General features: G+C 71.8%; 18 protein-coding genes and 1 pseudogene. 9 read left to right on the top strand and 10 right to left on the bottom strand.

The annotated features are described in order from the left end of the window. Positions 1-209 precede the first annotated feature (209 nt). Positions 210-950, top strand: coding sequence for an SDR family NAD(P)-dependent oxidoreductase (locus AC07AG_RS07675; protein ID WP_478752894.1), 741 nt, complete (start codon positions 210-212; stop codon positions 948-950). A 143-nt stretch (positions 951-1,093) separates the two neighbouring features. Here AC07AG_RS07675 and alc read toward each other — a convergent pair whose 3' ends face one another. Together alc and allB are read right to left on the bottom strand one after the other, a co-directional pair. Next, entirely contained in the window at positions 1,094-2,209 is a 1,116-nt protein-coding gene (gene alc, locus AC07AG_RS07670) for an allantoicase (protein WP_478752892.1), read from the bottom strand. Positions 2,210-2,214: 5 nt separating this feature from the next. Then, positions 2,215-3,549, bottom strand: coding sequence for an allantoinase AllB (allB, locus tag AC07AG_RS07665; protein ID WP_478752890.1), 1,335 nt, complete (start codon positions 3,547-3,549; stop codon positions 2,215-2,217). A 376-nt stretch (positions 3,550-3,925) separates the two neighbouring features. Here allB and AC07AG_RS07660 point away from each other — a divergent pair, with 376 nt between their 5' ends. After that, positions 3,926-4,741, top strand: a complete 816-nt coding sequence (locus AC07AG_RS07660; RefSeq protein WP_478752888.1) for an IclR family transcriptional regulator — start codon at positions 3,926-3,928, stop codon at positions 4,739-4,741. Positions 4,742-4,817: 76 nt separating this feature from the next. Here the strand turns inward: AC07AG_RS07660 and AC07AG_RS07655 are convergent, their stop codons facing one another. Beyond that, positions 4,818-8,246: a hypothetical protein gene (locus AC07AG_RS07655; RefSeq protein WP_478752886.1), complete on the bottom strand. Its 3,429-nt coding sequence runs from the start codon at positions 8,244-8,246 to the stop codon at positions 4,818-4,820. Between the two features lie 208 nt (positions 8,247-8,454). Between AC07AG_RS07655 and AC07AG_RS07650 the strand changes: the two genes are divergently transcribed. After that, positions 8,455-8,631: a hypothetical protein gene (locus AC07AG_RS07650; protein WP_478752885.1), complete on the top strand. Its 177-nt coding sequence runs from the start codon at positions 8,455-8,457 to the stop codon at positions 8,629-8,631. Between the two features lie 23 nt (positions 8,632-8,654). On the opposite strand, the gene AC07AG_RS07645 is transcribed toward AC07AG_RS07650, so the two are convergent. Continuing rightward, positions 8,655-11,207: a hypothetical protein gene (locus AC07AG_RS07645; RefSeq protein WP_478752884.1), complete on the bottom strand. Its 2,553-nt coding sequence runs from the start codon at positions 11,205-11,207 to the stop codon at positions 8,655-8,657. A 131-nt stretch (positions 11,208-11,338) separates the two neighbouring features. On the opposite strand from AC07AG_RS07645, the gene AC07AG_RS07640 reads away from it, so the two are divergent. Next, on the top strand, positions 11,339-11,545 hold the full coding sequence (locus AC07AG_RS07640; protein ID WP_478752882.1) for a hypothetical protein: 207 nt from the start codon (positions 11,339-11,341) through the stop codon (positions 11,543-11,545). Between the two features lie 69 nt (positions 11,546-11,614). Here AC07AG_RS07640 and AC07AG_RS07635 read toward each other — a convergent pair whose 3' ends face one another. Together AC07AG_RS07635 and AC07AG_RS07630 are read right to left on the bottom strand one after the other, a co-directional pair. Further along, the gene (locus AC07AG_RS07635) at positions 11,615-12,256 is read right to left on the bottom strand and encodes a response regulator (RefSeq protein ID WP_478753924.1); all 642 of its coding nucleotides are present in this window, start codon (positions 12,254-12,256) and stop codon (positions 11,615-11,617) included. 287 nt (positions 12,257-12,543) lie between these two features. Further along, positions 12,544-13,782 (bottom strand): annotated as a pseudogene (locus tag AC07AG_RS07630) (sensor histidine kinase); the annotation flags it as partial. An 832-nt stretch (positions 13,783-14,614) separates the two neighbouring features. On the opposite strand from AC07AG_RS07630, the gene AC07AG_RS07625 reads away from it, so the two are divergent. Next, positions 14,615-15,700 carry an ABC transporter permease gene (locus AC07AG_RS07625; protein WP_478752881.1) on the top strand — a complete coding sequence of 362 codons (1,086 nt, stop codon included), beginning with the start codon at positions 14,615-14,617 and terminating at the stop codon, positions 15,698-15,700. Continuing rightward, complete coding sequence (locus AC07AG_RS07620; protein ID WP_478752879.1) at positions 15,697-16,416, top strand: ABC transporter ATP-binding protein; 720 nt, start codon at positions 15,697-15,699, stop codon at positions 16,414-16,416. The genes AC07AG_RS07625 and AC07AG_RS07620 overlap by 4 nt, the downstream gene beginning before the upstream one ends. Positions 16,417-16,832: 416 nt before the next feature. On the opposite strand, the gene AC07AG_RS07615 is transcribed toward AC07AG_RS07620, so the two are convergent. Beyond that, positions 16,833-17,369, bottom strand: coding sequence for a universal stress protein (locus AC07AG_RS07615; RefSeq protein ID WP_478753922.1), 537 nt, complete (start codon positions 17,367-17,369; stop codon positions 16,833-16,835). A 140-nt stretch (positions 17,370-17,509) separates the two neighbouring features. Between AC07AG_RS07615 and yczR the strand changes: the two genes are divergently transcribed. Then, positions 17,510-18,976, top strand: coding sequence for a MocR-like transcription factor YczR (gene yczR / locus AC07AG_RS07610; protein WP_478752878.1), 1,467 nt, complete (start codon positions 17,510-17,512; stop codon positions 18,974-18,976). A gap of 115 nt (positions 18,977-19,091) precedes the next feature. Here yczR and AC07AG_RS07605 read toward each other — a convergent pair whose 3' ends face one another. Continuing rightward, positions 19,092-19,406: a DUF5955 family protein gene (locus AC07AG_RS07605; protein WP_478752877.1), complete on the bottom strand. Its 315-nt coding sequence runs from the start codon at positions 19,404-19,406 to the stop codon at positions 19,092-19,094. A gap of 210 nt (positions 19,407-19,616) precedes the next feature. Here AC07AG_RS07605 and AC07AG_RS07600 point away from each other — a divergent pair, with 210 nt between their 5' ends. Both AC07AG_RS07600 and aceB read left to right on the top strand, forming a co-directional pair. Continuing rightward, positions 19,617-20,225, top strand: a complete 609-nt coding sequence (locus tag AC07AG_RS07600) for a nucleotidyltransferase family protein (protein WP_478752876.1) — start codon at positions 19,617-19,619, stop codon at positions 20,223-20,225. 226 nt (positions 20,226-20,451) lie between these two features. Then, positions 20,452-22,071 carry a malate synthase A gene (gene aceB, locus AC07AG_RS07595; RefSeq protein WP_478752874.1) on the top strand — a complete coding sequence of 540 codons (1,620 nt, stop codon included), beginning with the start codon at positions 20,452-20,454 and terminating at the stop codon, positions 22,069-22,071. 89 nt (positions 22,072-22,160) lie between these two features. On the opposite strand, the gene AC07AG_RS07590 is transcribed toward aceB, so the two are convergent. Next, complete coding sequence (locus tag AC07AG_RS07590) at positions 22,161-23,066, bottom strand: HipA family kinase (RefSeq protein WP_478752873.1); 906 nt, start codon at positions 23,064-23,066, stop codon at positions 22,161-22,163. A gap of 85 nt (positions 23,067-23,151) precedes the next feature. Next, positions 23,152-23,796 (bottom strand): winged helix-turn-helix transcriptional regulator, encoded by a 645-nt coding sequence (locus AC07AG_RS07585; protein WP_478752871.1) that lies wholly within the window; start codon positions 23,794-23,796, stop codon positions 23,152-23,154. Positions 23,797-23,811 lie beyond the last annotated feature (15 nt).

Below are 23,811 nucleotides of genomic sequence, written 5' to 3'. Positions count from 1 at the left end.
GGCGGCTCTCACGTGGGTCGATCACCGTATCCGGCGCAGATCGCGCCGGGAAGGGACGGCGGCGGCCGTCTCACCGTGCGGTCCGGGCGGCGGCAGTGGCTCGGTGTCCATTTCCCGCCAGCCACGGCCCGTGCCGCCCGCTTTCATTGAACCCACAAGCACTTCTCACCGCATTGCGGAACATAACCACGCGAATGAGGTTCACGAACATGTCTTCTCTGACCGGCAGGACGGCTCTGGTGACCGGCGGCAGTCGTGGCATAGGCGCGGCGATCGCGCTGCGGCTCGCGCAGGACGGTGCCGATGTGGCCATCACGTACGTCAACGGCGAGGCCGCCGCTCATGAGGTCGTCGCCAAGATCGAGTCGGCGGGCCGCCGCGGTTTCGCCATCAGGGCCGACGCGGCCGACCCCGGGGACGCCGCGGGTGCGGTGGAGCGCGCGGCGGACGATCTGGGCCGCCTGGACATCCTGGTGAACAACGCGGGCATCGGAGTCCTCGGCCCCATCGGGGACTTGGCGCTGTCGGACGTCGACCGGGTGCTCGCCGTCAACGTACGTTCGGTCTTCCTGGCCTCGCAGGCGGCGGCCGGCAGGCTGGCCGACGGGGGCCGCATCATCTCCACCGGATCCGGGCTCGCGCGCTTCGCGGGTGGCCCCGGCGCGACGCTGTACGCGCTGAGCAAGGCGGCGCTCGTCGGCATGACCAAGCCACTGGCCCGTGAGCTCGCGGGGCGCGGCATCACGGTGAACGTCGTGCACCCGGGCTCGATCGACACGGACATGAACCCGGCCGACGGGCCGTACGCCGAGCCCCAGAAGGCGGCGACGGCGCTCGCCCGCTTCGGCTCGGCGGACGAGGTGGCTTCGCTCGTCGCCTATCTCGCGGGAGACGACGCGGCGTTCATCACGGGCGCGGAGATGGTGGTGGACGGCGGCTACGGAGCCTGATCGCTCCGCTTGCGGGGCGCGGTGGCGGTGACGCGGTGACGCGGTGACGCGGTGACGCGGTGACGCGCGCATGGTGATGGGGCGCACCGGGGCTGTCCACCCGGTGCGCCCCACGTTCTTCAGTGGGCTTCAGCCGCCGACGATCAGCCGCCGAGCTCCTGGTGACGTGCCGTCAGACGGCTCGCGCCCGCCTCGGTGAGCGAACCGAAGAGGTGCAGCCGGGAGATGCCGCCGTCCGGGAAGATGTCGATGCGCACGTGCGTGCCGACGACCGGGGCGTCCAGGACGAAGCGGTGGTTGGTGTCGGGCTGCAGGCGGGTGCGGGGCAGCGCCTCGACCCACTCGCCACTCTCGCCGTCACGGACCGAAAGGGCGGCCCAGCCGGCCGAGTTGCCCTTGAGGTACGCCGTGTCGATCTCGACGGCGCGGATCTCGGACTGGGCGACGAGCTGGTAGCGGATCCAGTCGTTGCCGTTGTCGCGGCGGCGGCGGGTCTCCCAGCCGTCGTCCATCTTGCGGGAGCGGCCCGGCTGGATGGTGTTGGTGGCCGGGGAGTAGAAGCGGTCGGACGCGTCCTCGACCTGGCCGCCGTTCTCCAGGGCCAGCACGTCGAACGTGCCGAGCGTGGCGAGCCACTTGGGGTCGGCGACGACCTCGCCGTACACACGGAGGCGCGCGATGCCGCCGTCCGGGTGCTGGTTGACGCGCAGGTGCGTGAAGCGCTGCTCGACGTCGACGGCGAAGCCGTTCGCCGCGTGGCCGCCGACTGCCGTGCGGGGCACGAGAGTCGTCCACTTCACGTCGTCCGCGAGGAGCTCCTCGGGGGTCGGCGAGCCCTCGACGTTGGCGCCCTGGACCGAGACGGCCTGCGGGTAGTTGCCGCGGAAGTGGGCGGTGTCGATGACGATGCCGCGTACGACACCGGGGGCGCCCAGGCGTACGAGCGCCCAGTCGTGGTCGTCGGCGGTGGGCCACGGGTGCTCGCCCGAGACGCCACGGCGGCGGCGGGTCTCCCAGCCGTCCATGACCTTGCCCTTGTGCCCGAAGTGCTCCGGGTCGAAGACGGCGTCGTGCGCCAGGAGGAGGTTCTCGCGCATCGCGAAGAACTCGTCGTTGGCGGCGATCACGCCAGCGCCGAGCTGCCGGTCCGCGAGGTTCGCGTACTGGGTGAAGGGGAAGTCGGCGGTGCGGTAGTCCGCGTACGGGTCGCCGCCGCCGTAGGGGCTCGCGTCGCCGGTGAAGGTCGGTATCGCCGTCACAGTGATCAGTTCTTCCTTTCCAGAAGTCGGCCTGCGGGTTCGCTGAACTCGCCGCCGTGCAGGATGCGTTCGCCGCGCAGCCAGGTGGACTTCACGACGCCGCTGAGGGTCTTGCCCGCGTACGCCGTGACTCGGTTCCGGTGCTGCAGCTCCGCGGGGTCCACGGTGAAGGTCTCGTCGGGCGCGAGGACCGCGAAGTCGGCGTCGCGGCCGGCCTCGATGGCGCCCTTCTGGTCGAGTCCGGCCAGTTCGGAGGTGCGCGTCGACATCCAGCGCACCACGTCGTCGAGGCTGTGGCCGCGCTTGCGGGCCTCGGTCCAGATCGCGGGGAGGCTGAGCTGGAGCCCGGAGATGCCGCCCCACGCGGTCGCGAAGTCGTCGGTCTTGAGGTCGGCGGTGGACGGCGAGTGGTCCGTCACGATGCAGTCGATGGTGCCGTCGGCGAGCGCGTCCCAGAGCAGGTCCTGGTTGGCGGCCTCGCGGATGGGCGGGCAGCACTTGAACTCGCTTGCCCCGTCCGGCACTTCCTCGGCGGTGAGCGTGAGGTAGTGCGGGCAGGTCTCGACGGTGAGCTTGACGCCCTCGCGCTTGGCGGCGGCGATCAGGGGCAGCGCGTTCGACGACGACAGGTGCAGTACGTGGACACGGGCGCCGAGCCGCTTGGCGAGCCCGATGAGGCCCTCGATCGCGACGTCCTCGGAGACGCGCGGCCGGGTGTCCAGGTAGTCCGTGTACTTGGGGCCGCTCTTGTGCGGGGCCGCGTCCAGCTCGTGCGGGTCCTCGGCGTGCACGATGAGCAGTCCGCCGAACCCGGCGATCTCCGCCATGGAGGTGGCGAGCCGGTCCTGGTCGAGGTGCGGGAACTCGTCGACACCGGACGGCGAGAGGAAGCACTTGAAGCCGTAGACGCCTGCGTCGTGGAGGGGCTTGAGGTCGCCGACGTTGTCGGGCAGGGCGCCGCCCCAGAAGCCGACGTCGATGTGCGCCTTGGTGCGGGCGACGTCCTGCTTCGTCCGCAGGTTGTCGACCGTGGTGGTCGGCGGCAGGGAGTTGAGCGGCATGTCGACGAGGGTGGTGATGCCACCGGCGGCCGCGGCACGGGTGGCGGTCCAGAAGCCTTCCCACTCCGTGCGGCCCGGGTCGTTCACATGGACGTGCGTGTCGACGATCCCGGGCAGCAGGACGTCGTCACCGAGGTCCTCGATCCTGGCCCCCGCCGGTACGTCGGCATCGTGCGGGAGCACGGCCGCGATCTTCCCCCCGGAGACCGTGACCGACGCGGCGCGGGTTCCCTGCGGGGTGATCACGCGGGTCGAGCGCAGCACCAGTTCTACGTCCACGTCCTCAACGCCCTCTCTTCGCTGTTGCTTTCCTGATTCGTTCTTTTCCGCTACACAGACCATTCGATTCCGCTAAACGGAATTCAACGTTCTGTTGAATGAGTCTTCACGGCCGATCCCGAACCGTCAAGAGGTCACCCGATGCACTCTGGACGTTTCCACAAAGTGGAATTAGAATTCCGCAAGCCAGAACGTAGCTACGCACAACCGGGCCGTCAAACGATCACCAGGCGTGACGGCGGAGAAGCGGACAAAGGCTCCCCGACCGGTCCCTGACCACCCCTGACCGGCAAAGACGCCAGGGCCGGTCAGGGCCCTTGCGGGGAACCGCCCGGTAGGCTGCTGCCTTGCCCGTCAGCCCCGAAAGGACTGCGCCGTGCCGACGTCAAGCGCCAGCGACGCCTCCACCGAAGTCGCCGCCTCCAAGCCGCCCGCTGCCAGCGGTGGTGTCCAGTCCCTTGAGCGCGCCTTCGACCTCCTCGAACGGATGGCGGACGCCGGAGGCGAGGTCGGCCTGAGCGAGCTCTCCGCCAGCAGCGGCCTTCCGCTCCCCACGATCCACCGCCTGATGCGCACACTGGTCGCCTGCGGCTACGTACGCCAGCAGCCGAACCGCCGCTACTCCCTGGGCCCGCGCCTGATCCGCCTCGGCGAATCGGCATCGCGCCTCCTCGGCACCTGGGCGCGCCCCTACCTCGCGCGCCTGGTCGAGGAGACCGGCGAGACCGCGAACATGGCGCTGCTCGACGGCGACGAGATCGTCTACGTCGCGCAGGTGCCGTCCAAGCACTCCATGCGGATGTTCACCGAGGTGGGCCGCCGGGTCCTCCCCCACTCCACGGGCGTCGGCAAGGCACTCCTCGCCCACACCCCGCCGGAGGAAGTACGGGCCCTGCTCTCCCGCACCGGGATGCCCGCGGCCACGGAGAAGACGATCACCACGCCCGAGGGTTTCCTCGACGCGCTGGAGGAGGTCCGCAAGGCGGGCTTCGCGGTCGACGACAACGAACAGGAGATCGGGGTGCGCTGCCTGGCGGTCTCGGTCCCGAACTCCCCCACGGCGGCGGCCATTTCGATCTCCGGCCCGGCGGGCCGCGTGACGGAGGCCGCGGTGGAGAAGATCGTGCCGGTGCTGCAGGAGGTGGCGGTGGAGCTTTCGGCCGCGCTGGCCAGTTCGGGGCCCGCGGCCTGAGGGTCGATACCCGCTGATCCGCCCGGCCCGGTCCCGCGGGCCTGCCAGGTCTACCGGCCCCACGGGCCCGCCGGGTCTACCGGTCCCCTGACCACGGGCCGGCCGGACGGCCGTCGGCCTCGACTCCGTACGGCAGGAGGGGGGCCGTGGGCAGACGTCCCGCGGCCCGCGCCCGCCGGGCGAACTCATCCGCCTCGGGGGCGTCGGCCTTCCGGAGTGCCGCCAAGAGGGCCTCGCCGCAGCTGGTGGTCGCTCGGTCGAGGTCGACCTGGGACGCCGGGGCGCGTCGCAGGAGGTGCTGGAGCGCCTCCTCGGCCTCAAGCTCCACGAACGCTTCGAGAAGCCTGGCGACGCTGTTCATGTGCCCGAGGCTCGCTCCCCGGGCGGCACGCCGGACGAGGACCTCGCACGGGCCGGACAGCCCCGCGGCGTTCATGGCCTTCAGCAGGGCGGCGACACCCATCGTGTCGTCCAGGTCGATGCCGGCGGCGGCCCGGTCGGCGAAGGACCGTGCGGCCTCGTCGGCCCCCGCGGAGACGAGGACGTCCAGGAGCGTCTCGTGCGCGTCGAGGTTCGTGGAGAAGTCCACGGCGACGCGGTCCACCAGACCTTCATCGATCAGCATCCGCACCGCGTCCGGAACGCGAGCCGCGTGGCAGTACCACGCGAGGATGCTGACCTCGTCCAGATCCGTGCTGGTGGTGTGGGCGACGTGGTGCAGCGCCAGCCGCCGCGCGGCTTCCTGGGCACCCGCATCCGACAGAGCGAGCACGGCGAGAAGTCCGTGCCCCGTTCCCACGTCCGCCTCGGCGCGCGTCACGAGGCGGTCGATGGCCCGCTCGGCGCCGACCGACAGCAGAACCTCGACGACTTCCGTGATGAACTCCGTGACGTGGAGGTCCACTTCGTCGACGAGCACCCTGGTCGTGGCTTCGAAGACCTCGCAGGCTCCGGCCCTCCGCAGCGCGCCGAGCAGGGGCCGGATCTCGCGCGGATCCTCGTACCAGACGAGACCGGCCACCTCCCGCCGCAACAGCGTCGCCAGGGCTTCCTCACGACCGGCCGAGCACAGCGACTCCAGGAGAGCGGTGACTGTTTCGGGGTCGGTCAGATCCAGCTCGGACACGGCACGGTCGGCGAGAACGGCGAACTCGTCCATGGCCCCGTACTCCCGCAAGGCGCCGAGAAGCCCGCAGACCGCCCTCTCGACATCGTCCGGCCCCGGCACGAGGCCGACGTGCCGGGCCGGTCCACGGCTCAGCAGCCTCCGTACGGCGCCGTCGGCCCCGGCACGGCGAAGAACTCCCAGCAGGCACCCGACGGTTGCGGCATCGGTCAGCCCGATCCTTGCCGCCGGATCGAGGGCGAGCAGTGAGTGCACGGCTTCCTCGGCCCCGGCATGCCACAACTCCTCCATCAGGAAGGGAAGTTCATCGGGGTCCAGGCGCGAAGCCTCGGCGGTGATCCTGGTGGCGAAGGCAGCCAGGAGGTCGGGAGCCTCGGCCGTGCGCAAGGACCGGATCAGCATCACGGCCGCCCATGTGTCCACCGGGTCGAGCTCGTCGGCCGCACGCCGGGCCAGGGACCGGAAGGACCGCTCGGTGCAGACCCGCCGGAGATCGGGCAGTGCTCGTACCAGGGCACGTGGGGCGAGCCGATCGGTGTGCCGCAGCAGTGAGTTCACCAGGGCGCGGACGACCTCGTGAGAGGCACCCTTGTCCGTCAGGCGTACGGCGAGTGCTCCGCCGGCCACGACATCCGCCGGGTCGGTCCGCGCCACGAGCCGACGTGCGAGCAGGTCGACGGCTTCCCGGGCTTCCGTCGCGGCCAGGAGGTCCAGGATCTCGTCCGTCTGACGTGCTCGGGATAAATTGGCCTGCCCTGCCGCCCAGTGGGCGATCCGGTGGGCGTCCGGATGTGTCGCGGTGCGTTGGAGAAGACGGATCAGGGCTTCGCCACTGCCCGCCGTCGCGGCCCTGCGGTCCAGGTCGACGGCGTACCGGAACAGCCCACGCTGCCAGGCGGCTTCCTGCAACGACACGAGATCCGCGGTCTTCTCCGTGTGGCGGCAGAGGGCTTCCCACAGGGAGGCCGAACCGGCCTGGTCGGCGCGGACCGGGGGGATGTGCTGACGGAGGTAGACCGTGGGCTCGTACAGGGGCGGGGCTCCCGCGGCGTCCCGTCGCGCCCTCAGAGGCGTCAGGGTGCAGCGGATGTCGGTGCGTGTGCCGTCGAGCCGTTCGCCGCTGGTCAGCGCGTCGAGGACGGGTGCCGCCCAGTCCGCGCCGGGGGCCCGGTGGTGCGGGGCGAGCGTGCCGTCGGCCGCGTCCGCCAGGAGAACCGAGGGCAGCGGCGAGGAGTGGCCCAGGCGGTGGGCGTCGAGCGCCGCGGTGATCAACGCGTGCTCATGGCGCGTGAAGTGGTCGTCGGGACCGCTCAGATAGGCATCGAGCAGTTCGGGGCCGCCGCTGAGATGCTGCACCATGCGCCCGTCCCGCGCTCCCGCACGCTCGGCGTACGTCAGGCGGTCGTCCCCATGGCGCTCGGCGAGCTCCCGCCACTGCTGCCGCTCCTGGGGGGTCAGCTCGGCCGGGACTCTGATCCGGTGCGTGTGGGCGCCGACGAGCAGGGCCCGCGCATGCGGATGGGGGTCCCGGGGCTTTCCCTGCCTGGTCAGCTCCTGCCAGTACGGGTTCTGCCACAGGGTGGCGACAGCCGCCACCCCGTGGTGCCGTTCGAGGAACAACCGCAGGTGCGCGGCGACCTGTTCGCCCTCGCTGTCGTACAGGATCCGCTGGAACTCGTTCAGCCACAGCACGGTTCCGGGACGCACCGCCCCGTCGGCCAGGAGCGACAGCAGGTCCTGAGCGGTCGCGGGCCGCAGGAGGGGCTGTTCGGGGGCCAGTTCACGCACGGCCTCGTACAGGGCGCGTGTCTTGCCGGTCGAGGACTCCCCGGTGAGCACCAGGAGGGCCGAAGATCCACCGGCGAGCGCCTTGCCCAGCCGCCTGCGCAGCTCTGCGTCCAGCTCGCGGCTCAGGTACGGGGACAGGGCGGGCAGTGTCCGGCGCCGGGGCCGGGGCAAGGGCGCCTCCTGCACCTCCAGTTGCTCGGCGGTCAGATCGGAGAGCGACTCGGCTTCCGGCTGTTCCTCCGGCGGCGTGCGGCGCTCGGTCCCCTGCTCGTCGCGGGCCTTGCCCAACAGGTCGCGCAACTCGCGTCCCGGCGGCGGCTCCTGCGCCCATTCGGCCCACAGGGCGGCCAGGGCCAGGACTCTGTCGTCACTGGCGGCTTGGGGCAGCCTGAACCCGGCCACGTCCCGGGGAGCCCAGTCGCTGATCCGCTTCCGTGAGAAGCCCCGAGCACCTGGAGCGGCGGCGGAAGTCCTGAGCGTCGTCTCCACCACGGCCTGGCTGAAGGAGAGCCCTTGAGCCCTCCGGCGCACCTCGGCGCGCTCACGCAAGCCGCTCAGGATCTCCCACACGCACTGTCCGGCCGGCCCCATCCGTATACGCCCTCCTTGCCCGAGCCACCCGCAACGGGCGCTTCGGGCACTCCCCTTGGTGGCGTTGACCAGCAGGATAGTTCGCCCGCTGCCCGGTTCGCCCGGATGTCGGGGGTCGCACGGGCACGTGACGTCAGAGTGGCTCCCGTACCGGGCCACAGTCCCGGCGCAGTGGTCATCCGCCCGCTCAGACCCCCAAGAGGTTCACGTGTGCCGTCACTTCGAGAAGCCCGAACCCGAACGCGTACCGGCCCCGCCGGAGACAGAACGGGACGTCACGTCCCCACCGCTGTGGCAGGAGGTACGACGCCGTATCGCACTCGGGGCGGCAGGAGTGGTCATGCCCGCGCTGCTGGGCCTCTTCGAGTGGTGGTCCCGGCGCTAGGTCAGCTCCAGGGATCAGCGACGTCAGCCCCAGGGATCAGCGACACGGCCGTCCGGTTCGAGTCCGTACCGGAGCAGTTGCCGACGGCGGGGGTCCTCGCCGTCCTTCCCCAGGAGCCACAGGCCGGAGGAATCCCCGGACGCCACGACCCTGAGGGCCAGGCTTTCGGCCTCGACGTGCTCACCGGCCTCGTCCAAGAGCCGTGCCAGGTGTACGAGACCCCAGGTGAGTCCTTGGTCAGCGGCCTTCTGACAGAAGGAACGCAGTCTGGCGAGTTGGCCGTTCTTGCGGTAGGTCATGGCTAGTTCGTCCCCGCTCTGCCGGGTGCTGGCCTCGGTGGCACCACGCAGGACATGGCGCTCGGCACCGTCGAAGTCACCGGCTTCCATCCGCAGCGCGGCCAGATCGTCCTGAGCCAGGTGATCGCCGGCCGCGACACATGCTTCGTACAGCGATTCGGCTCCGGCGAGGTCTCCGGCCTCCTGCAGCCGTACGGCCTTGACCCACAAGGCGTCGGCGCCCTCACGCTCTTCGAGGACCCGGTGGAGGCGTTCCGCCTCCCCTGGGCCGAGCCGCGACGACGACAGAGCGATCTCCCCCAGTGCCGTCGTCGGGCTGACATCCATCAGCTGCCCGAAAAGACGGTCGGCACGGTCCTCGTCACCGGCCGCACGCCACGTCCGGACCAGGTCGAGCATCCCTGTGCAGTCACCGTGGCGAGCAGCCTCGCGCGCCGGAGCCTCTGCGCCCTCCAGGTCCGCGGCGCGGATGCGGAGCTTGGACAGATAGGCCCAGAGCCACTGATGGTCGTTGCCCGCCTCGGCCAAGGCCAGGCACAGACGCTCCGCTCCGGCCGTGTCACCCGCCTCCGCCAGTGGCATGGCCAGCGTGCCGACGAGTCCCGCGACATCGGGCACGAGCTCGGCAGCGTCCTCGACCCGCCGTGCTGCCGCCCGGTAGAGCCGCAGGGCCTCCGCGGCGTCCCCGCTTCCGCCGCGCATCTGGGCGAGGCGGACAAGGCCGTCGACTTCACCGGCATCGGCTGCGGCCTGGAAGCAGCGGACAGCCGTGGAGCGATGGCCGACCCGATCGTGCAGGCCCCCCAGGTCGACCCACGCGCGTGGCAGGCCGTTGTCGGCGGCGGCCCGGTAGAGCACTGAAGCCTGACGGCGCAGCCACCGGTCGTCGGCGGCGCCCGCCAGCGCCATCAGATCGGCGGCCGATCCCGCGTGGTGGGCGACGGCATCCCAGAACGCGGCCGGGGGCACGGTGAAGCGGCGCGTGTCCCGTGCGTACTGCTCCAGGTAATCGGCGAGCCGGAGGACCGTCTCCGCCGGGGCGGTCTCCCCGGGACGGGGCCGCCATGCCGTCAGTGGACCGGGAACGCCCTTGCAGGGCCGTCGCGCGTGGTCGAGACCCTTCTCGAACCAGTTGTCGTCCATCAACTGCCACTGCTGGTCGCTCAGATATCCGGGAGCAGCTGCCCGCAGCAGCTCCGGACTCAGTGACGGACCGTGTCCCAGGCGGCGGGCGTCCATGGCCGCAAGGATCACGGCTCGTGCCTCGGCCGGGGCAGCCTCGAAGCGCCGTACGAGCTCGTGAGCTCCGGCAAGGAACTGCGTGACATGACGCCCGCCGTGCTCGACGGCGAGGGCAAGCCGCCGGTCCTGCGGCGCGAGCCGGGCCAGATGATCCAGTTCGTCGTCGGTGAAGGAGTCGGGGACCGTGACGCACCTGCCGTCCAGGAGGTCACGGGCGTGCGGGTGCGGGTCCTGCTCCGTCGGACGGGGCCGGACCGTCAAGAGGGAATGGTGCTCACGCCACAGCGTTCCCAGGACCAGGACGGGCGAACACAACGGGTCCGCCAGCAACGTCCGCAGCGCGCAGGCGGTTTCCTCCCCCAGCGGCCCGATGAGATGGCGCTGTGTCTCGTTCAGCCACAGCACGGTGTACGGGGCGATGCGGTGGCGCCGGTACGCCTCGAGGAACTGCTCGGGCGAATGCGGCTGCCACAACCGCCATTCCGCGAGCTCGCGGAGGAGGAGCAAGGCCTGCAAGGCACGCGTCTTGCCGGTCGACGAGTCTCCTACCAGCACCGTCATCTGGCTGGACACCTGCGCCGCTCGACCGACCGTTTCAAGTCGAAGGTCGTGCGGCCGACGGACATAGGGAGTCAATGAGGTGAGAGGCGGCAGTACGGGGTCGATGCTGCGGTGAACCCCTAGGTGGTCCACCACGTACGTGTCGTCGATCTCATCGACGGACACACCGAGGGGGGAACGCGAGGGGCCGTCCCGGTCCGGCACCGCGATGTCGCGCGGGTCGGCTGCGGCCGCGGCACGCAGCCGCAGCAGGGCCTGGAGATCGAGCTTGAGAGCGCGGGCCAGTGCCCCCACCGTGTCGGCCGTAGGGACGTCGTGGCCGGGGTTGAGTGCGGCACTGACCGATGTGCGTGCCCGATCGGCACGGCGAGCGAGTTCGGTCTTGTTCAAGCCTGCGGCCACTCGCCCGGCTTCGAGGCGCGCCCGCAGCTCCCTCAACGCGTCCGCCGGATCCCGCGGTTCGTGTGCCGCCACCCTCCCCGCCCCTCGCCTTGCCGTCCTGTTCACCGGTGTTCATCTTTGTCCGCGCGCACCATGACGAACAGTCACTTCGGCAGATTCGGTCACGCATTCCCCGTCCGTTGGCGTCGAAGGAGAAGAACACCGTGTCCGACCACACCGTCATGATCGCGCTCGCCCTGGCCGTGACCATCGTGATCGCCACCCTGGTCTCGGCAGGCGCCGGCTACCTCGCCCGTCGCGATCAGGCGACCTACCCGGCCGCGCTGACGCGCGCCGCCGTGGCGTTCGGGGCCACCCTCACGCTGGCCTCTGTGCTCACCACCGCGCTCGTCGCTGTCGGTGCGTCCTGACGCCACGAGCATGCCCGGACTCACCGAAGGCTCGGTCGCCTCCTCGCCGATGTCTCGGCGCGAAGCCCGCTAACCGGCGCCGCCCCGGATCAGCCCACGCGTCGTGGCCACAGCCACCGCCGCCGTCCGCGAATCAACGCCCAGTTTCGCGTAGATGTGCACGAGGTGGGACTTGACGGTGGCCTGGCTCAGGAAGAGCCGCTTGCTGACCTCCTGGTTGGAAAGCCCCTCCCGCACCAGCCGCAGCACCTCCAACTCCCGTCCGGTCAAAGCCTCCCCGGGCGCCCGCATCCGGTCCATCAGCCGATGCGCAATCGCCGGCGCGAGCGCGGACTGCCCCGCGGCCGCGGTCCGCACCGCCGCGGCGAGCTCCTCCGGCGGCGCGTCCTTGAGGAGATAGCCCGCCGCGCCCGCCTCGACCGCGGCGAGGATGTCGGCGTCCGTGTCGTACGTCGTCAGGACGAGCACCCTCGGTGCCCCCGCAACGGCGGTGATCGCCGCCGTGGCCTGCGCCCCGTGCATCCCTGCCCCGAACTGAAGATCCATCAGGACGACGTCGAAGCCGCCGGTCGCGGCGAGCGACACCGCGGCCTCCGCCGTCGCCGCCTCGGCCACGACGGCGAAGTCGGGCTCGGTGTCGAGCACCGCACGCAGCCCGGCGCGCACGACCGGGTGGTCGTCGGCGAGGAGCAGCCGGATGGGCTCCGGCACTTCGGCGCTCACAGCATGGCCTCCGGCGGATCGGTTGCGGTCGGGACGGCTGCTGTCGGGATGGCTGCGGTCGGACCGGTCGCGGTCGGGATGGCTGCGGTCGGACCGGCTGCGGTCGGACCGGTCGCGGTCGGGATGGCTGCCGTCGGACCGGCTCCCGCCGGGACGGCTGCGGTCGAACCGGCTGCCGTCGAACCTGCTCCCGCCGGGACGGCTGCGGTCGGGACGGCTGCGGTCGGAGCGGCTGCCGTCGGACCTGCTCCCGCCGGGATGGCTGCGGTCGGAGCGGCTCCCGCCGGGACGGCTGCCGTCGGAAGCGGCAGCGTGACCGCGACGGCCGTCCCCTGTCCCGGCGCCGACTCCACGCTCAGCGTCCCGCCGAGCGACCGGGCCCGCGCCCGCATCGCGGGCAGCCCGAAGCCCCCGTCCTCGCCGCCCTCCCCGCTCCCGCGTGGCGCGGACGCCGGATCGAAGCCCCGCCCGTCGTCGACCACGTCCAGGGACACCGAGGTGTCCATGAAGCTGAGCGTGATCTCGGCGCGCCCCGCGCCCGCGTGCCGGACGGTGTTCGCGAGTGCGGACTGAGCCGTGCGGAGCAGCGCGACTTCGTACGGGGTCGGCAGCTCGGTGGGTGTACCGCTCACCGTGAACTGGACGTGGACGTCCGAGCCCGGCGACGCGGACGCGGAGAGCCGTTCCAGCGCCCCGGCCAGCGAGCCGTGCTCCAGGTCGGGCGGGCTGAGGGCCCGCACGAAACGCCGTGCCTCCGCGAGGTTGTCCTGTGCGGCGGCACGGGCCTGCTCGATGTGCGGCGCGGCGGCCGATCCTGCGGGCAGCGCGCGTTGCGCGGCGCGCAGCAGGAGCTGGATGGAGGAGAGCCCCTGCGCGAGCGTGTCGTGGATCTCGCGGGCGAGGCGCTCACGCTCGGCGAGGGTGCCCGCGGTCCGCTCGGCGGCGGCGAGCTCGGCCCGGGTGGCCATGAGCTCGTCGATCAGCTGACGGCGCCGCTCGCTCTCCCGGTACAGCGCCTCGTACCCGAGAACGGTGGCGATCGCCATGGCCGCGCCGAGCAGCGGCCCGATGAAGCTGCCGGGGGACATCGGGGAGCCGTGCAGCACGAAGCTGGCGATGGCTGCGGCGGCGGTCAGCCCGACCGCGGGCAGGGCCCAGCGCAGAGGCAGCAGGTGCAGCTGCAGGAAGTAGAGGGGGAAGGCCGTCCACAGCCCGTCCGGCGACAGGACGAGCAGCGCCGCCCAGCACACGCCGAGCACCGCGAGCCACGCGGCAGCCGCGCGCTGCGACCCCGCCACGGCCGGGCTGAACGTGCCTGCCGCGTAGACGGCCCCCATGCAGAGCACGACTCCCACGACGGCACCGGCCTGCGGCACCCCGTCGGCCACGGCCCGCACCAGAGCGAGCGCGAGCAGCCCGGCGAACAGCCCGTGCAGGCAGAGGCGCAGGGCCAGAGTCACGGGGGCGGTTCGGGAGGGGTGCGGGGAGGAAGAGGGGGAGTCGGCGGAGAGCATCGGGGCCTCGGTCGGGGGCGGGGTCGGGGTCGGAGGGCAGGAGCGGGAGCGGGGGGCAGGGTCAACAGCGGAGTCGCGGGACCGATGCGCCCCACGGGCCGGGAACCGCCTCGCGGCTCCGACCGGGACCGCAACCGACCCCGGGCTGGGCCTCGGACCGCGCCGTCGACCGGGACTCGGCCTGCGGCGCAGTCCGGAACGCGGCCCGACATGAGGACGGAGAAACCGACCCGGTGCGGGGGCGGAGAACCAACCCAGTGCAGGGACGGAGAACCGACCCAGTGCGGGAGCGGAAAACCGACCCGTGCAGGGACGGAGAACCGACCCGGCGCGGGAGCGAAGGACCGACCCAGTGCAGGAGCGGAGAACCAACCCGGCGCGGGAGCGAAGGACCGACCCAGTGCAGGAGCGGAGAACCAACCCGGCGCAGGGACGGAGAACCAACCCAGTGCAGGAGCGGAGAACCGACCCGGCGCAGGAGCGAAGGACCGACCCAGTGCAGGAGCGGAGAACCGACCCGGCGCAGGAGCGAAGGACCGACCCAGTGCAGGAGCGAAGGACCGACCCAGTGCAGGAGCGGAGAACCAACCCGGCGCAGGGACGGAGAACCAACCCGGCGCGGGAACGGAGAACCGACCCGGCGCTTGAGCGGAGGACCGACCCGGTGCAGGGAAGGAGGACCGGTGGAGGTGTTCATCGGACCCTCCAGCGTAGGCGCAGCCGCCCTCGCTTCCGTCAACCGAAAGGTTGATCGCGCGCTCCCCCCTTCGATTCGGGTGAAGCGTGCTGTGGCGCGATGCCCAGGCGGCATGCGCAGACAGAGGGTGGGGGCATGTTCGTCGCATGGAGAGACCTTCGGTTCGCCAAGGGGCGGTTCGCCCTGATGGGAGCCGTCGTCGTGCTCATCACTCTGCTCGTGGGGCTGCTTTCCGGGCTCACGGCCGGGCTCGCGAGGGAGAACACCTCAGCGATCACCGGCCTCCCCGCCGACCACCTCGCCTTCGCCGCGCCGCCGCCCGGCCAGTCCGTCTCCTTCACCAGCTCCCAGGTGGAACAGCGCGCCTGGGAGTCCTGGGCACGGCAGCCGGGCGTACGGTCCGCCGAACCCATCGGCATCAGCACCCTCAACGCCACCGCGGGCGACCGCTCGGCCGCGGTGTCCGCCTTCGGGGTCGAACCGGACTCCGGGATCGCGCCGCAAGGCGTCGCACCGGGTGAGGCCGTGCTCTCCGAGAAGGCCGCGGCGGACCTGGGCGTCGGTCCCGGGGACACGGTGCGGCTCGGCGGCAGCGGAGTCGAGGAGCGTGTCGCGCGGGTCGCGTCGGACGCCTCGTACAGCCATACCCCTGTCGTGTGGACCGCGCTCGACGACTGGCAGGGGATCGGCCACCGGGGTACGTCGATGGACGAGCAGGCCACGGTCATCGCGCTGCGGACCGACGGCGGATTCGATCTCGCCGCCGGGGACGAGGCGGCGGGCACGGAGACGAAGTCCCTCGACGGCGCGCTCACGGCCATCGGCTCCTATCAGGCGGAGAACGGTTCGCTGCAGCTCATGCGCGGCTTCCTCTTCGTCATCTCCGCGCTCGTCATAGGAGCGTTCTTCACGGTGTGGACGATTCAACGCGCCGGTGACATCGCGGTGTTGAAGGCATTGGGCGCGTCCACTCCGTATCTGCTCAGGGACGCGCTCGGCCAGGCCGTGCTGATGCTCGCCGCCGGGACGGCCCTGGGGACGGGGATCGCTGCCCTTGTCGGTTCCGCGATCAGCGGCGGCGACGTCCCCTTCGTCCTCGATCCGCCGACCGTGCTGTGGCCCGCCGCCGTGATGATCGCCCTCGGGGCGTTGGGCGCGGGCCTGTCCGTCCGGCGGATCACCGCCGTCGATCCGCTGACCGCGCTGGGGAGTGCCCGATGAGTCTGTCCCTCGAAGACATCACACTGACGTACGCGGACGGCGAGGGGCGGCTCACGGCGCTCGACGGCGTCGGACTCGACGTCCCCGCCGGGACCCTGACGGCGGTCGTCGGCCCGTCCGGCTCCGGGAAGTCCAGCCTGCTCGCGGTGGCGGCGACGCTGGTCACCCCGGATCGGGGCCGGGTGGTGGTCGGGGGTACGGAGACGGGCGCGCTGTCGGCGGCCGAGCGGGCGGAGCTGCGGCGGCGGAGGATGGGCATCGTCTTCCAGCAGCCGAATCTGCTGGCGTCACTGACCGCGCTGGAACAGGTGGAACTGATGGCGCGCATCGACGGGCGCGGACGGGGACGGGGAAGCAGGCGCGAGCGCAAGCGCAAGCGCTCCGGCGAGGTCCGGGAGCGGGCGCGGGAGCTCCTGGACACCGTGGGCCTGACGGGGCTCGCGCACAGGCGTCCGCATCAACTGTCGGGCGGGCAGCGCCAACGGGTCGGCATCGCACGGGCGTTGATGAACGAACCGGCGGTGCTCCTGGTGGATGAGCCGACCAGCGCGCTGGATCATGAGCGGGGCGCGGCGGTCCTTGAGCTCCTCGGTCGGCTCACGCGGGAGTGGGACACGGCGACGGTCCTGGTCACGCACGACCGGGAACGGTTGTCTTTCGCCGACCGGGTGGTGGAGTTGGTGGACGGCAGGGTGGGAGTCACGAGCGTCTCTTAACCCGTCCGGCGTTTGAGGACAGACCGGGAGGAGGGACGGGGAGGACGGACGCGGAGGACAGACCGGGAGGACGGACCCGGGAGCCAGACGCGGAGGACGGACCAGGAGGACGGACCCGGAGGACAGACGCGGAGGACAGACCAGGAGGACGGACCCGGAGGACGGACCGGGAGGACGGACCGGGAGCCAGACGGAGAGGACGGACGGCGAGGTGGGGGATTTCAGCTCGACGGGCGCGTGACGGCGAACCCGGCAGAGCCTGTGCCACCCGCCGACCGGGCAGGTGGAGCAGAGACTTCAGCCCGACCGACACATCGCAACCCACCCACCAGAACAGACCACCACCCGACGGCCACGCACGCGGAGTGGGATTTCCGCCCGTCCGCCGTTGAGGACGAACCCGGCGAAGCCAGCGATCAACGCCAACCACAGGCCGGCGGAGCCGGGAGTTCGGGAAGGGGCGGGCCGGGGGAGAAATCCGCCGCCCTCACCTTTCGCAACGCCCGCCGCGCGCCCCGCGGCGCAACAGGCCCCGGCACCACCATGACCCGGCACCCCGCACGCCCCTGCACGTACCGCCGCACCCTCCCCCTCCTCCACCCCTTCCTCCACCCCTTCCCTCGCCCCTTCCGCACGCCGAGGACGACAAGATCCTCCGCCGAACCGGCGAAGTCGCACACCGCCCGCCCCGCAGCGCCCCGCACCACCCACCGCTCCGTCACAACCCCCTCCGGCACCCCGCCGAACACCTCCTCAAACGCCCGGTCGAGCCGCCCCCGAGCCTCCGTCTCCCAGTGCCGGGCCCACGCCCGGTCCGGACGCCGCGCGTACAGCCCCTCCCCCTCCGGCGGCTCCCACGCGATCACCGCGACCAGCACACGCCCGGCCCTCCGCGCCTCCTCCACGCCCACCCGCAGCGCCGCCAGACTCGCCAGCGACCCGCTCACCCCCACGACGACCCGCGCTCCCACGGCCGGACCCCCTCTCCCTCGTGGCCCTCACGGACCTCATCGCACCAGGCCAATCCGGCCCGCTTCCTGGGAGTCTGTACGCTGATTGGCCTGGCCGGCAGGGCCAATCCACGGGAGGTGGCATGGCAGACGTACGCGTGGTCCACGAAGTGGACCGGCGGCTCGGGAGCAGGCAGCTGTCCCAGCTGGTGACCGGTACCGCCGGCGATCGCCCCGGCTACCGCGCCCTCGCCCACGGCATCCGCACCCTCCTCCTGGACGGCCGCATCCCCCTGCACACCCGGCTCCCCGCGGAGCGCGAGCTCGCGGCGGCACTCGGTGTCAGCCGGGCCACCGTCACCGCCGCGTACGACCTCCTGCGCGAGGGCGGCTACGCCCGCAGCAGGCGTGGCGCCGGCACCTGGACCGAGCTGCCCGACGGGCGCCGCCCCTCCAGCGTGGCCGCCTTCCCGGCGGGCGACGGCATGCTCGACCTGGCGGTGGCCGCACCCGGCGCACCCGAGGCGGAGCTGACCGAAGCGCTCGCCGCCGCGGCCGCCGCACTCCCCCGGCACGCCTCGACGCCGGGCTACCACCCTTACGGACTACCGGAGTTGAGGGAGGCCGTCGCCGAGCGCTTCACGCGGCGCGGGCTTCCGACCCTCCCCGACCAGATTCTGATCACCACCGGTGCCCAGCACGCGCTGTCCCTCACCCTCTCCCTGCTCGGCAGGCCCGGCGACCGCATCCTGGTCGAGAACCCCTCGTACCCGAACGCTCTCGACGCGATCCGCCGCGCAGGGCTGCGCCCCACCCCCGTGCCGGTCACGGACACCGGCTGGGACACCGACCTCGTCGAGTCGACGCTCCGTCAGGCCGTGCCCCGCATCGCCTACTTGGTGCCCGACTTCCAGAACCCGACGGGCAGCCTGATGCCCAGGGAGCAGCGCGTACGCATCCTGGAGACCGCCCGCGCCACCGGCAGCCGGCTCGTGATCGACGAGACGATCGCCGACATCGCGCTGGACGGGCCCGCCCCCGCCCCCTTCGCCTCGCTCGCCCCGCACGGCGTGGGCGAACAGGTCGTCACCGTCGGGTCGTTGAGCAAGACGCACTGGGGCGGGCTGCGCATCGGATGGGTGCGGGCGGGCTCACGGCTCATCACGGAGCTGGCGACCGCGCGCGTCCCCTCCGACATGTCGACCCCGGTGATCGAGCAGCTCGTCGCGCTGCATCTCCTGGCCGGCATGGATGACGTACTGCGCGACCGTCTGCCGCGCCTGCGGGCCCAGCGGGACGCGCTCGGCGCCTCGCTCGCCCACCACCTCCCCGAGTGGCGCTGGCGGACGCCGCCGGGCGGCCTGTCGCTCTGGGTGGACCTGGGCCGGCCTGTCGCATCGGCCCTGGCCCGTGCGGTGCTCGCCCACGGCGTACGCATCGAGGGCGGCGCCCGCTTCGGCGCGGACCCCGGCACGCATGAGCACCGGCTGCGGATTCCCTACACGCTGCCCGCGGCATCGGGCGAGGAGGCCGTCCGACGCCTTGCCGCCGCGCTCGACGGGGACCTGAGCCACGAAGCCACCGGGGGTCCCCGGCACTGGGTCGCCTGACGCCGGGTTGCCTGACGCCGGGTTGACTACATCGGGTTGCCCGACATCGGGTTGACTGACGCGTGGTTCACGGCGTCCCGCAGCGGCGGGGCGGCCTTCTCGCCCGACTCCCGGCCTACCTGGGCCCCGGCTCCCCGAAAAGCTCCACCGCGCACCGCACCGCCGCGAGGCCCGTGGCCAGCGCGCTGACGGAGCCGATCGCTCCCGCGACAAGGAGCAGCGACCGCCGCAGCCTCGGCACCTCCGGGGCGCCGCTCAGCGCCATCGCGGCCAGTGCCGCGAGCTCGTCCTCGGCGATGCCCCGGTCCGGGAACTCGACCGGATGCGCGGCGAGCTCACGGCGCAGCCGCGACACCGCGGTGCCCAGCTCCGCGACTCGCGGATCCTCATCACTGCCGGTCACTTGCCTCTGCCCCACGCTCCGCAACACAGCTCTCCCCCTCGCACGACGTCGTGCGCATGTTCTCGTGCAGATCTTGCCGACCCCACGACGGCGTTGGTCAGACGCCTGGGGGCCGCGGGCCAGTAAACGCCACGGGAAGCAGGACGCGCCACTTTCCGGCCGGAAGACACCGCCCCGGTCGCGGAAGGCCCCGCCGCCTGTCGCGACCGGGCGCGCAGGGTGCGGTATGCAGGAGCCATGACGAATCCGATGATCGCCGGGCTCCTCCTCGCGGCGGGCGGCGGGCGGCGCCTCGGCGGCCGGCCGAAAGCGCTCCTCGACCACCAGGGGCGCCCCCTCGTGGAGCACGCGGTCCGCGTACTGCGCGAGGGCGGGTGCACGCGCGTGCACGTGGTGCTCGGCGCGGACGCCGATGTCGTACGCGAGAAGGCCTCGCTCCCGGGCTGCGTACTGATCGACAACCCCGAGTGGGCGGAGGGGATGGGTTCGTCGCTGCGGGCGGGGCTGAATTCGCTGCGTGAGAACGGCGCCCGCGGCTCCGAGGCCGACGCCGCGCTCGTCTCGCTCGTCGACCAGCCCGGCATCGGCCCGGCCGCGGTGGCCCGCGTCCATGCCGCCTACCGCTCGCCCGCCACCCTCGCGGCAGCCGCGTACGACGGGGAGCGCGGGCACCCCGTGCTCTTCGGCTCGGACCACTGGGCGGGCATCGCGGCGAGCGCCGTGGGTGATCGCGGGGCGCGCGCCTATCTGAAGGAACACGCCGGGCAGATCGCACTGGTCGAGTGCGGGGACGTGGCCCAGGCGTACGACATCGACACACCCGCCGACCTGATCCACCTTGAGTGACCGGCATGGCACTCAGCGACACGTTCTGTCGATGAAGAGAATCTCGACATCAACAGACGATTGAACTTCCACTATGAGGAAACTAGTATCCACTGTTCAGAAGCACCCGTTCCCTCAAGTGGGGCCCACGGCCGTATCTCGGCTCCGGTGGCACTGAGTGTCACTGCGAATGCCCGGCGGTCGCCAAGGCACCACCTGTGAAGCTCGCTGAAGGAAGTGACAGCTCATGTCCGCACCAGCGCAGTCCCCGCTGGCCATCGTCGACGCGGAGCCTCTGCCGCGGCAGGAGGAGGTCCTCACCGACGCGGCCCTCGCCTTTGTGGCCGAGCTGCACCGGCTCTTCACGCCCCGCCGTGACGAGCTCCTCAGCCGCCGCGCCGAGCGCCGCGCCGAGATCGCAAGCACCTCCACGCTCGACTTCCTTCCCGAGACCGCGGCGATCCGCGCGGACGACTCCTGGAAGGTGGCGCAGGCCCCGGCGGCCCTGAACGACCGCCGTGTCGAGATCACCGGTCCGACCGACCGGAAGATGACCATCAACGCCCTGAACTCGGGCGCCAAGGTCTGGCTCGCGGACTTCGAGGACGCATCGGCGCCCACCTGGGAGAACGTGGTCCTGGGCCAGCTCAACCTCACCGACGCCTACGAGCGCCGCATCGACTTCACGGACGACCGCAGCGGCAAGTCGTACTCCCTCAAGGACGCCGGCGAGCTCGCCACCGTCGTCATGCGCCCGCGCGGCTGGCACCTGGACGAGCGCCACCTGCAGTTCGAGGGTCAGCCGGTCCCCGGCGCGCTCGTCGACTTCGGCCTGTACTTCTTCCACAACGCCAAGCGCCTCATCGAGCTCGGCAAGGGCCCGTACTTCTACCTCCCGAAGACGGAGTCGTACCTGGAGGCCCGCCTCTGGAACGACATCTTCGTCTTCGCCCAGGACTACGTCGGCATCCCGCAGGGCACCGTCCGCGCCACCGTCCTCATCGAGACGATCACGGCCGCGTACGAGATGGAGGAGATCCTCTACGAGCTCCGCGACCACGCGTCGGGCCTGAACGCGGGCCGCTGGGACTACCTCTTCTCCATCGTCAAGAACTTCCGTGACGGCGGCTCGAAGTTCGTCCTGCCGGACCGCAACCTGGTCACGATGACGGCCCCCTTCATGCGGGCGTACACCGAACTCCTCGTCCGCACCTGCCACAAGCGCGGCGCGCACGCGATCGGCGGCATGGCGGCGTTCATCCCGTCCCGCAAGGACGCGGAGGTCAACAAGGTCGCGTTCGAGAAGGTCAAGAACGACAAGGACCGCGAGGCGGGCGACGGCTTCGACGGCTCCTGGGTCGCGCACCCGGACCTGGTCCCGATCGCGATGAAGTCGTTCGACGCGGTCCTCGGCGAGAAGCCCAACCAGAAGGACCGCCTGCGCGAGGACGTCTCCGTGGCCGCGGGCGACCTGATCGCCATCGACTCCCTCGACGCGAAGCCCACGTACGACGGACTGGTCAACGCCGTCCAGGTCGGCATCCGCTACATCGAGGCATGGCTGCGGGGCCTGGGCGCCGTCGCCATCTTCAACCTCATGGAGGACGCGGCCACCGCCGAGATCTCGCGCTCGCAGATCTGGCAGTGGATCAACGCGGGCGTGATCTTCGAGAACGGCCGGACCGCGACCGCCGACCTCGCCCGCGAGGTCGCCGCCGCCGAGCTGGAGGCGATCCGCGCCGAGATCGGCGACGAGGCCTTCGCGGCCGGCAAGTGGCAGCAGGCCCACGACCTCCTCCTCCAGGTCTCCCTGGACGCGGACTACGCGGACTTCCTGACGCTCCCGGCCTACGAGCAGCTGCGCTGATTCCCCTGCGGAACTCATGACGAGGCCCCCGGCACCGCACAGCGCCGGGGGCCTCGTCATGGGCGGGCCCAGCCACGACTGGCCCGCGGCTAACCGATGTGCCGCGACCAGTCCTGTTCGGCCGGAGGCTTCCCGTGCAGATCAGGAACCCGCTTGAGCCAGGCCGGACGGCCCTTCTCGGTGGCGGCGGCACGCTCGGCGTCCGCGGCGGCCAGCTCTCCCCGGCTGGGAAAGTCCACCGGCAGCCAGGCCGCCGAGGCCCGCGCGCGGGCCAGCAGGAAGTCGACGTACGCCGTCCGGACCTCCTCGGGGGACGCGAACCCCGGCTCGGACGCCAGCCACGCGTCCGGCACCAGGGCGACGATCTCGCGGAGAGCGGCCTCCGTGACCCGCGGAGCCAGTTCCGCGTCGGCGGCGACCGTGTCGGGGGCGTACCCCCCAAGGGCGTGGTGGCGGAAGTCGTACACCTTGTCGGGCGACGCCACGCCCCAGCGGTGATGGAAGACGAGGGCCGCCCCGTGGTCGATGAGCCACAGCCTCGGCGGCTGGATGCCGAACGTGGGCCAGACCATCAGGTTCGAGCTGTGCACCGTGCGGTCGACGTTGGCGGTGAGGGCGTCGAGCCACACCACCTTGCCCGCCTCCAGCGGGTCCACGTCCAGCTCATCGGGAGTGAAGTCCTCGGCGCCCGGCAGGAGGTCCATGCCCAGGTTGAGCCCGGCGCTGGCGTGCAGCAGGTCCTGGACCTCCTGGTGCGGCTCGTCCACCGCGACCGCCGGGTCGAAGTGGACCAGGACGAGCTCGGGGAAGCGCAGGCCGAGGTGTCTGGCCAGTTCGCCGACGATGATCTCGGCGACGAGCGCCTTGCGGCCCTGCGCCGACCCGGTGAACTTCACCACGTACGTCCCCAGGTCGTCGGTCTCGACGACGCCGGGCACGGAGCCCCCGGTCCGCAACGGGTTCACATACCGGACAGCAGTCACTTCACGCAGCACACCGGCAACTCTATGCCGAGGGTCCGCCGGTCCACGATCAGATTCCTCCCGGTCAGGATGCCGAACGTCTGGTCAGGACGTCTGGTCAGGACGCTCGCAGCGCCTTCGCGAGGACTCCCTCGCCCGTCAGCTCGATGCGGCCCGCCCGCACCCCTTCCCCCACCGTGAGCACACCGCCGCTCACCGCCACGCACGTCTCGGCGTCCATGACGATGCGGGCGTCCGGCTCCGCGGGCGCCGGGCCGTCGCCGTACCACTCGCCCGCGCCGCCGACCCGTACGTGGAACTCCCCCTCACCCAGGCGCACTTCCACCACGCCCTCGGCCCCGAGCCCCGCCAGGGCACGCAGCAGCGGCAGCGCGAACCAGTGGGCGCGGACCGCGTCCGTCGGCGCGCGCTCCTGGAGTGCGGGCGCGCCCCAGGCGGCAAGCGCCTGCAGGACCGGGAGCAACTCGCGGCCCCGCTCGGTCAGTTCATAGACGTACGCCGCCGACGGCGGGGGCAGGCGGCGGCGTGTCGTCAGGCCCTCGCGCTCCATGTCCTTGAGCCGGGACGCCAGGACGTCCGTGCTCACGCCCGGCAGATCGGCGTGCAGGTCGGTGTAGCGGCGGGGGCCCACCAGGAGTTCCCGGACGATCAGCAGGGTCCAGCGGTCACCCACGGTGTCGAGGGCACGGGCGGCGGCGCAGTACTGGTCATAGCTTCGGCGGGGCCTGGGTGCAGGTGGCATGCGACTCAGTCTATG

This window comes from Streptomyces sp. NPDC044044 (assembly GCF_056434405.1).
Note: the sequence above shows the minus strand (reverse complement) of the source record. Positions and strands in the feature narration are given on the sequence as shown.

Coding starts and splice junctions, on each gene's coding strand:
- AC07AG_RS07620 (WP_478752879.1), top strand. CDS start 15,697: ATGAGTCTGTCCCTCGAAGACATCACACTGACGTACGCGGACGGCGAG.
- AC07AG_RS07675 (WP_478752894.1), top strand. CDS start 210: ATGTCTTCTCTGACCGGCAGGACGGCTCTGGTGACCGGCGGCAGTCGT.
- AC07AG_RS07585 (WP_478752871.1), bottom strand. CDS start 23,796: ATGCCACCTGCACCCAGGCCCCGCCGAAGCTATGACCAGTACTGCGCC.
- aceB (WP_478752874.1), top strand. CDS start 20,452: ATGTCCGCACCAGCGCAGTCCCCGCTGGCCATCGTCGACGCGGAGCCT.
- AC07AG_RS07655 (WP_478752886.1), bottom strand. CDS start 8,246: ATGGGGCCGGCCGGACAGTGCGTGTGGGAGATCCTGAGCGGCTTGCGT.
- AC07AG_RS07625 (WP_478752881.1), top strand. CDS start 14,615: ATGTTCGTCGCATGGAGAGACCTTCGGTTCGCCAAGGGGCGGTTCGCC.
- yczR (WP_478752878.1), top strand. CDS start 17,510: ATGGCAGACGTACGCGTGGTCCACGAAGTGGACCGGCGGCTCGGGAGC.
- AC07AG_RS07600 (WP_478752876.1), top strand. CDS start 19,617: ATGACGAATCCGATGATCGCCGGGCTCCTCCTCGCGGCGGGCGGCGGG.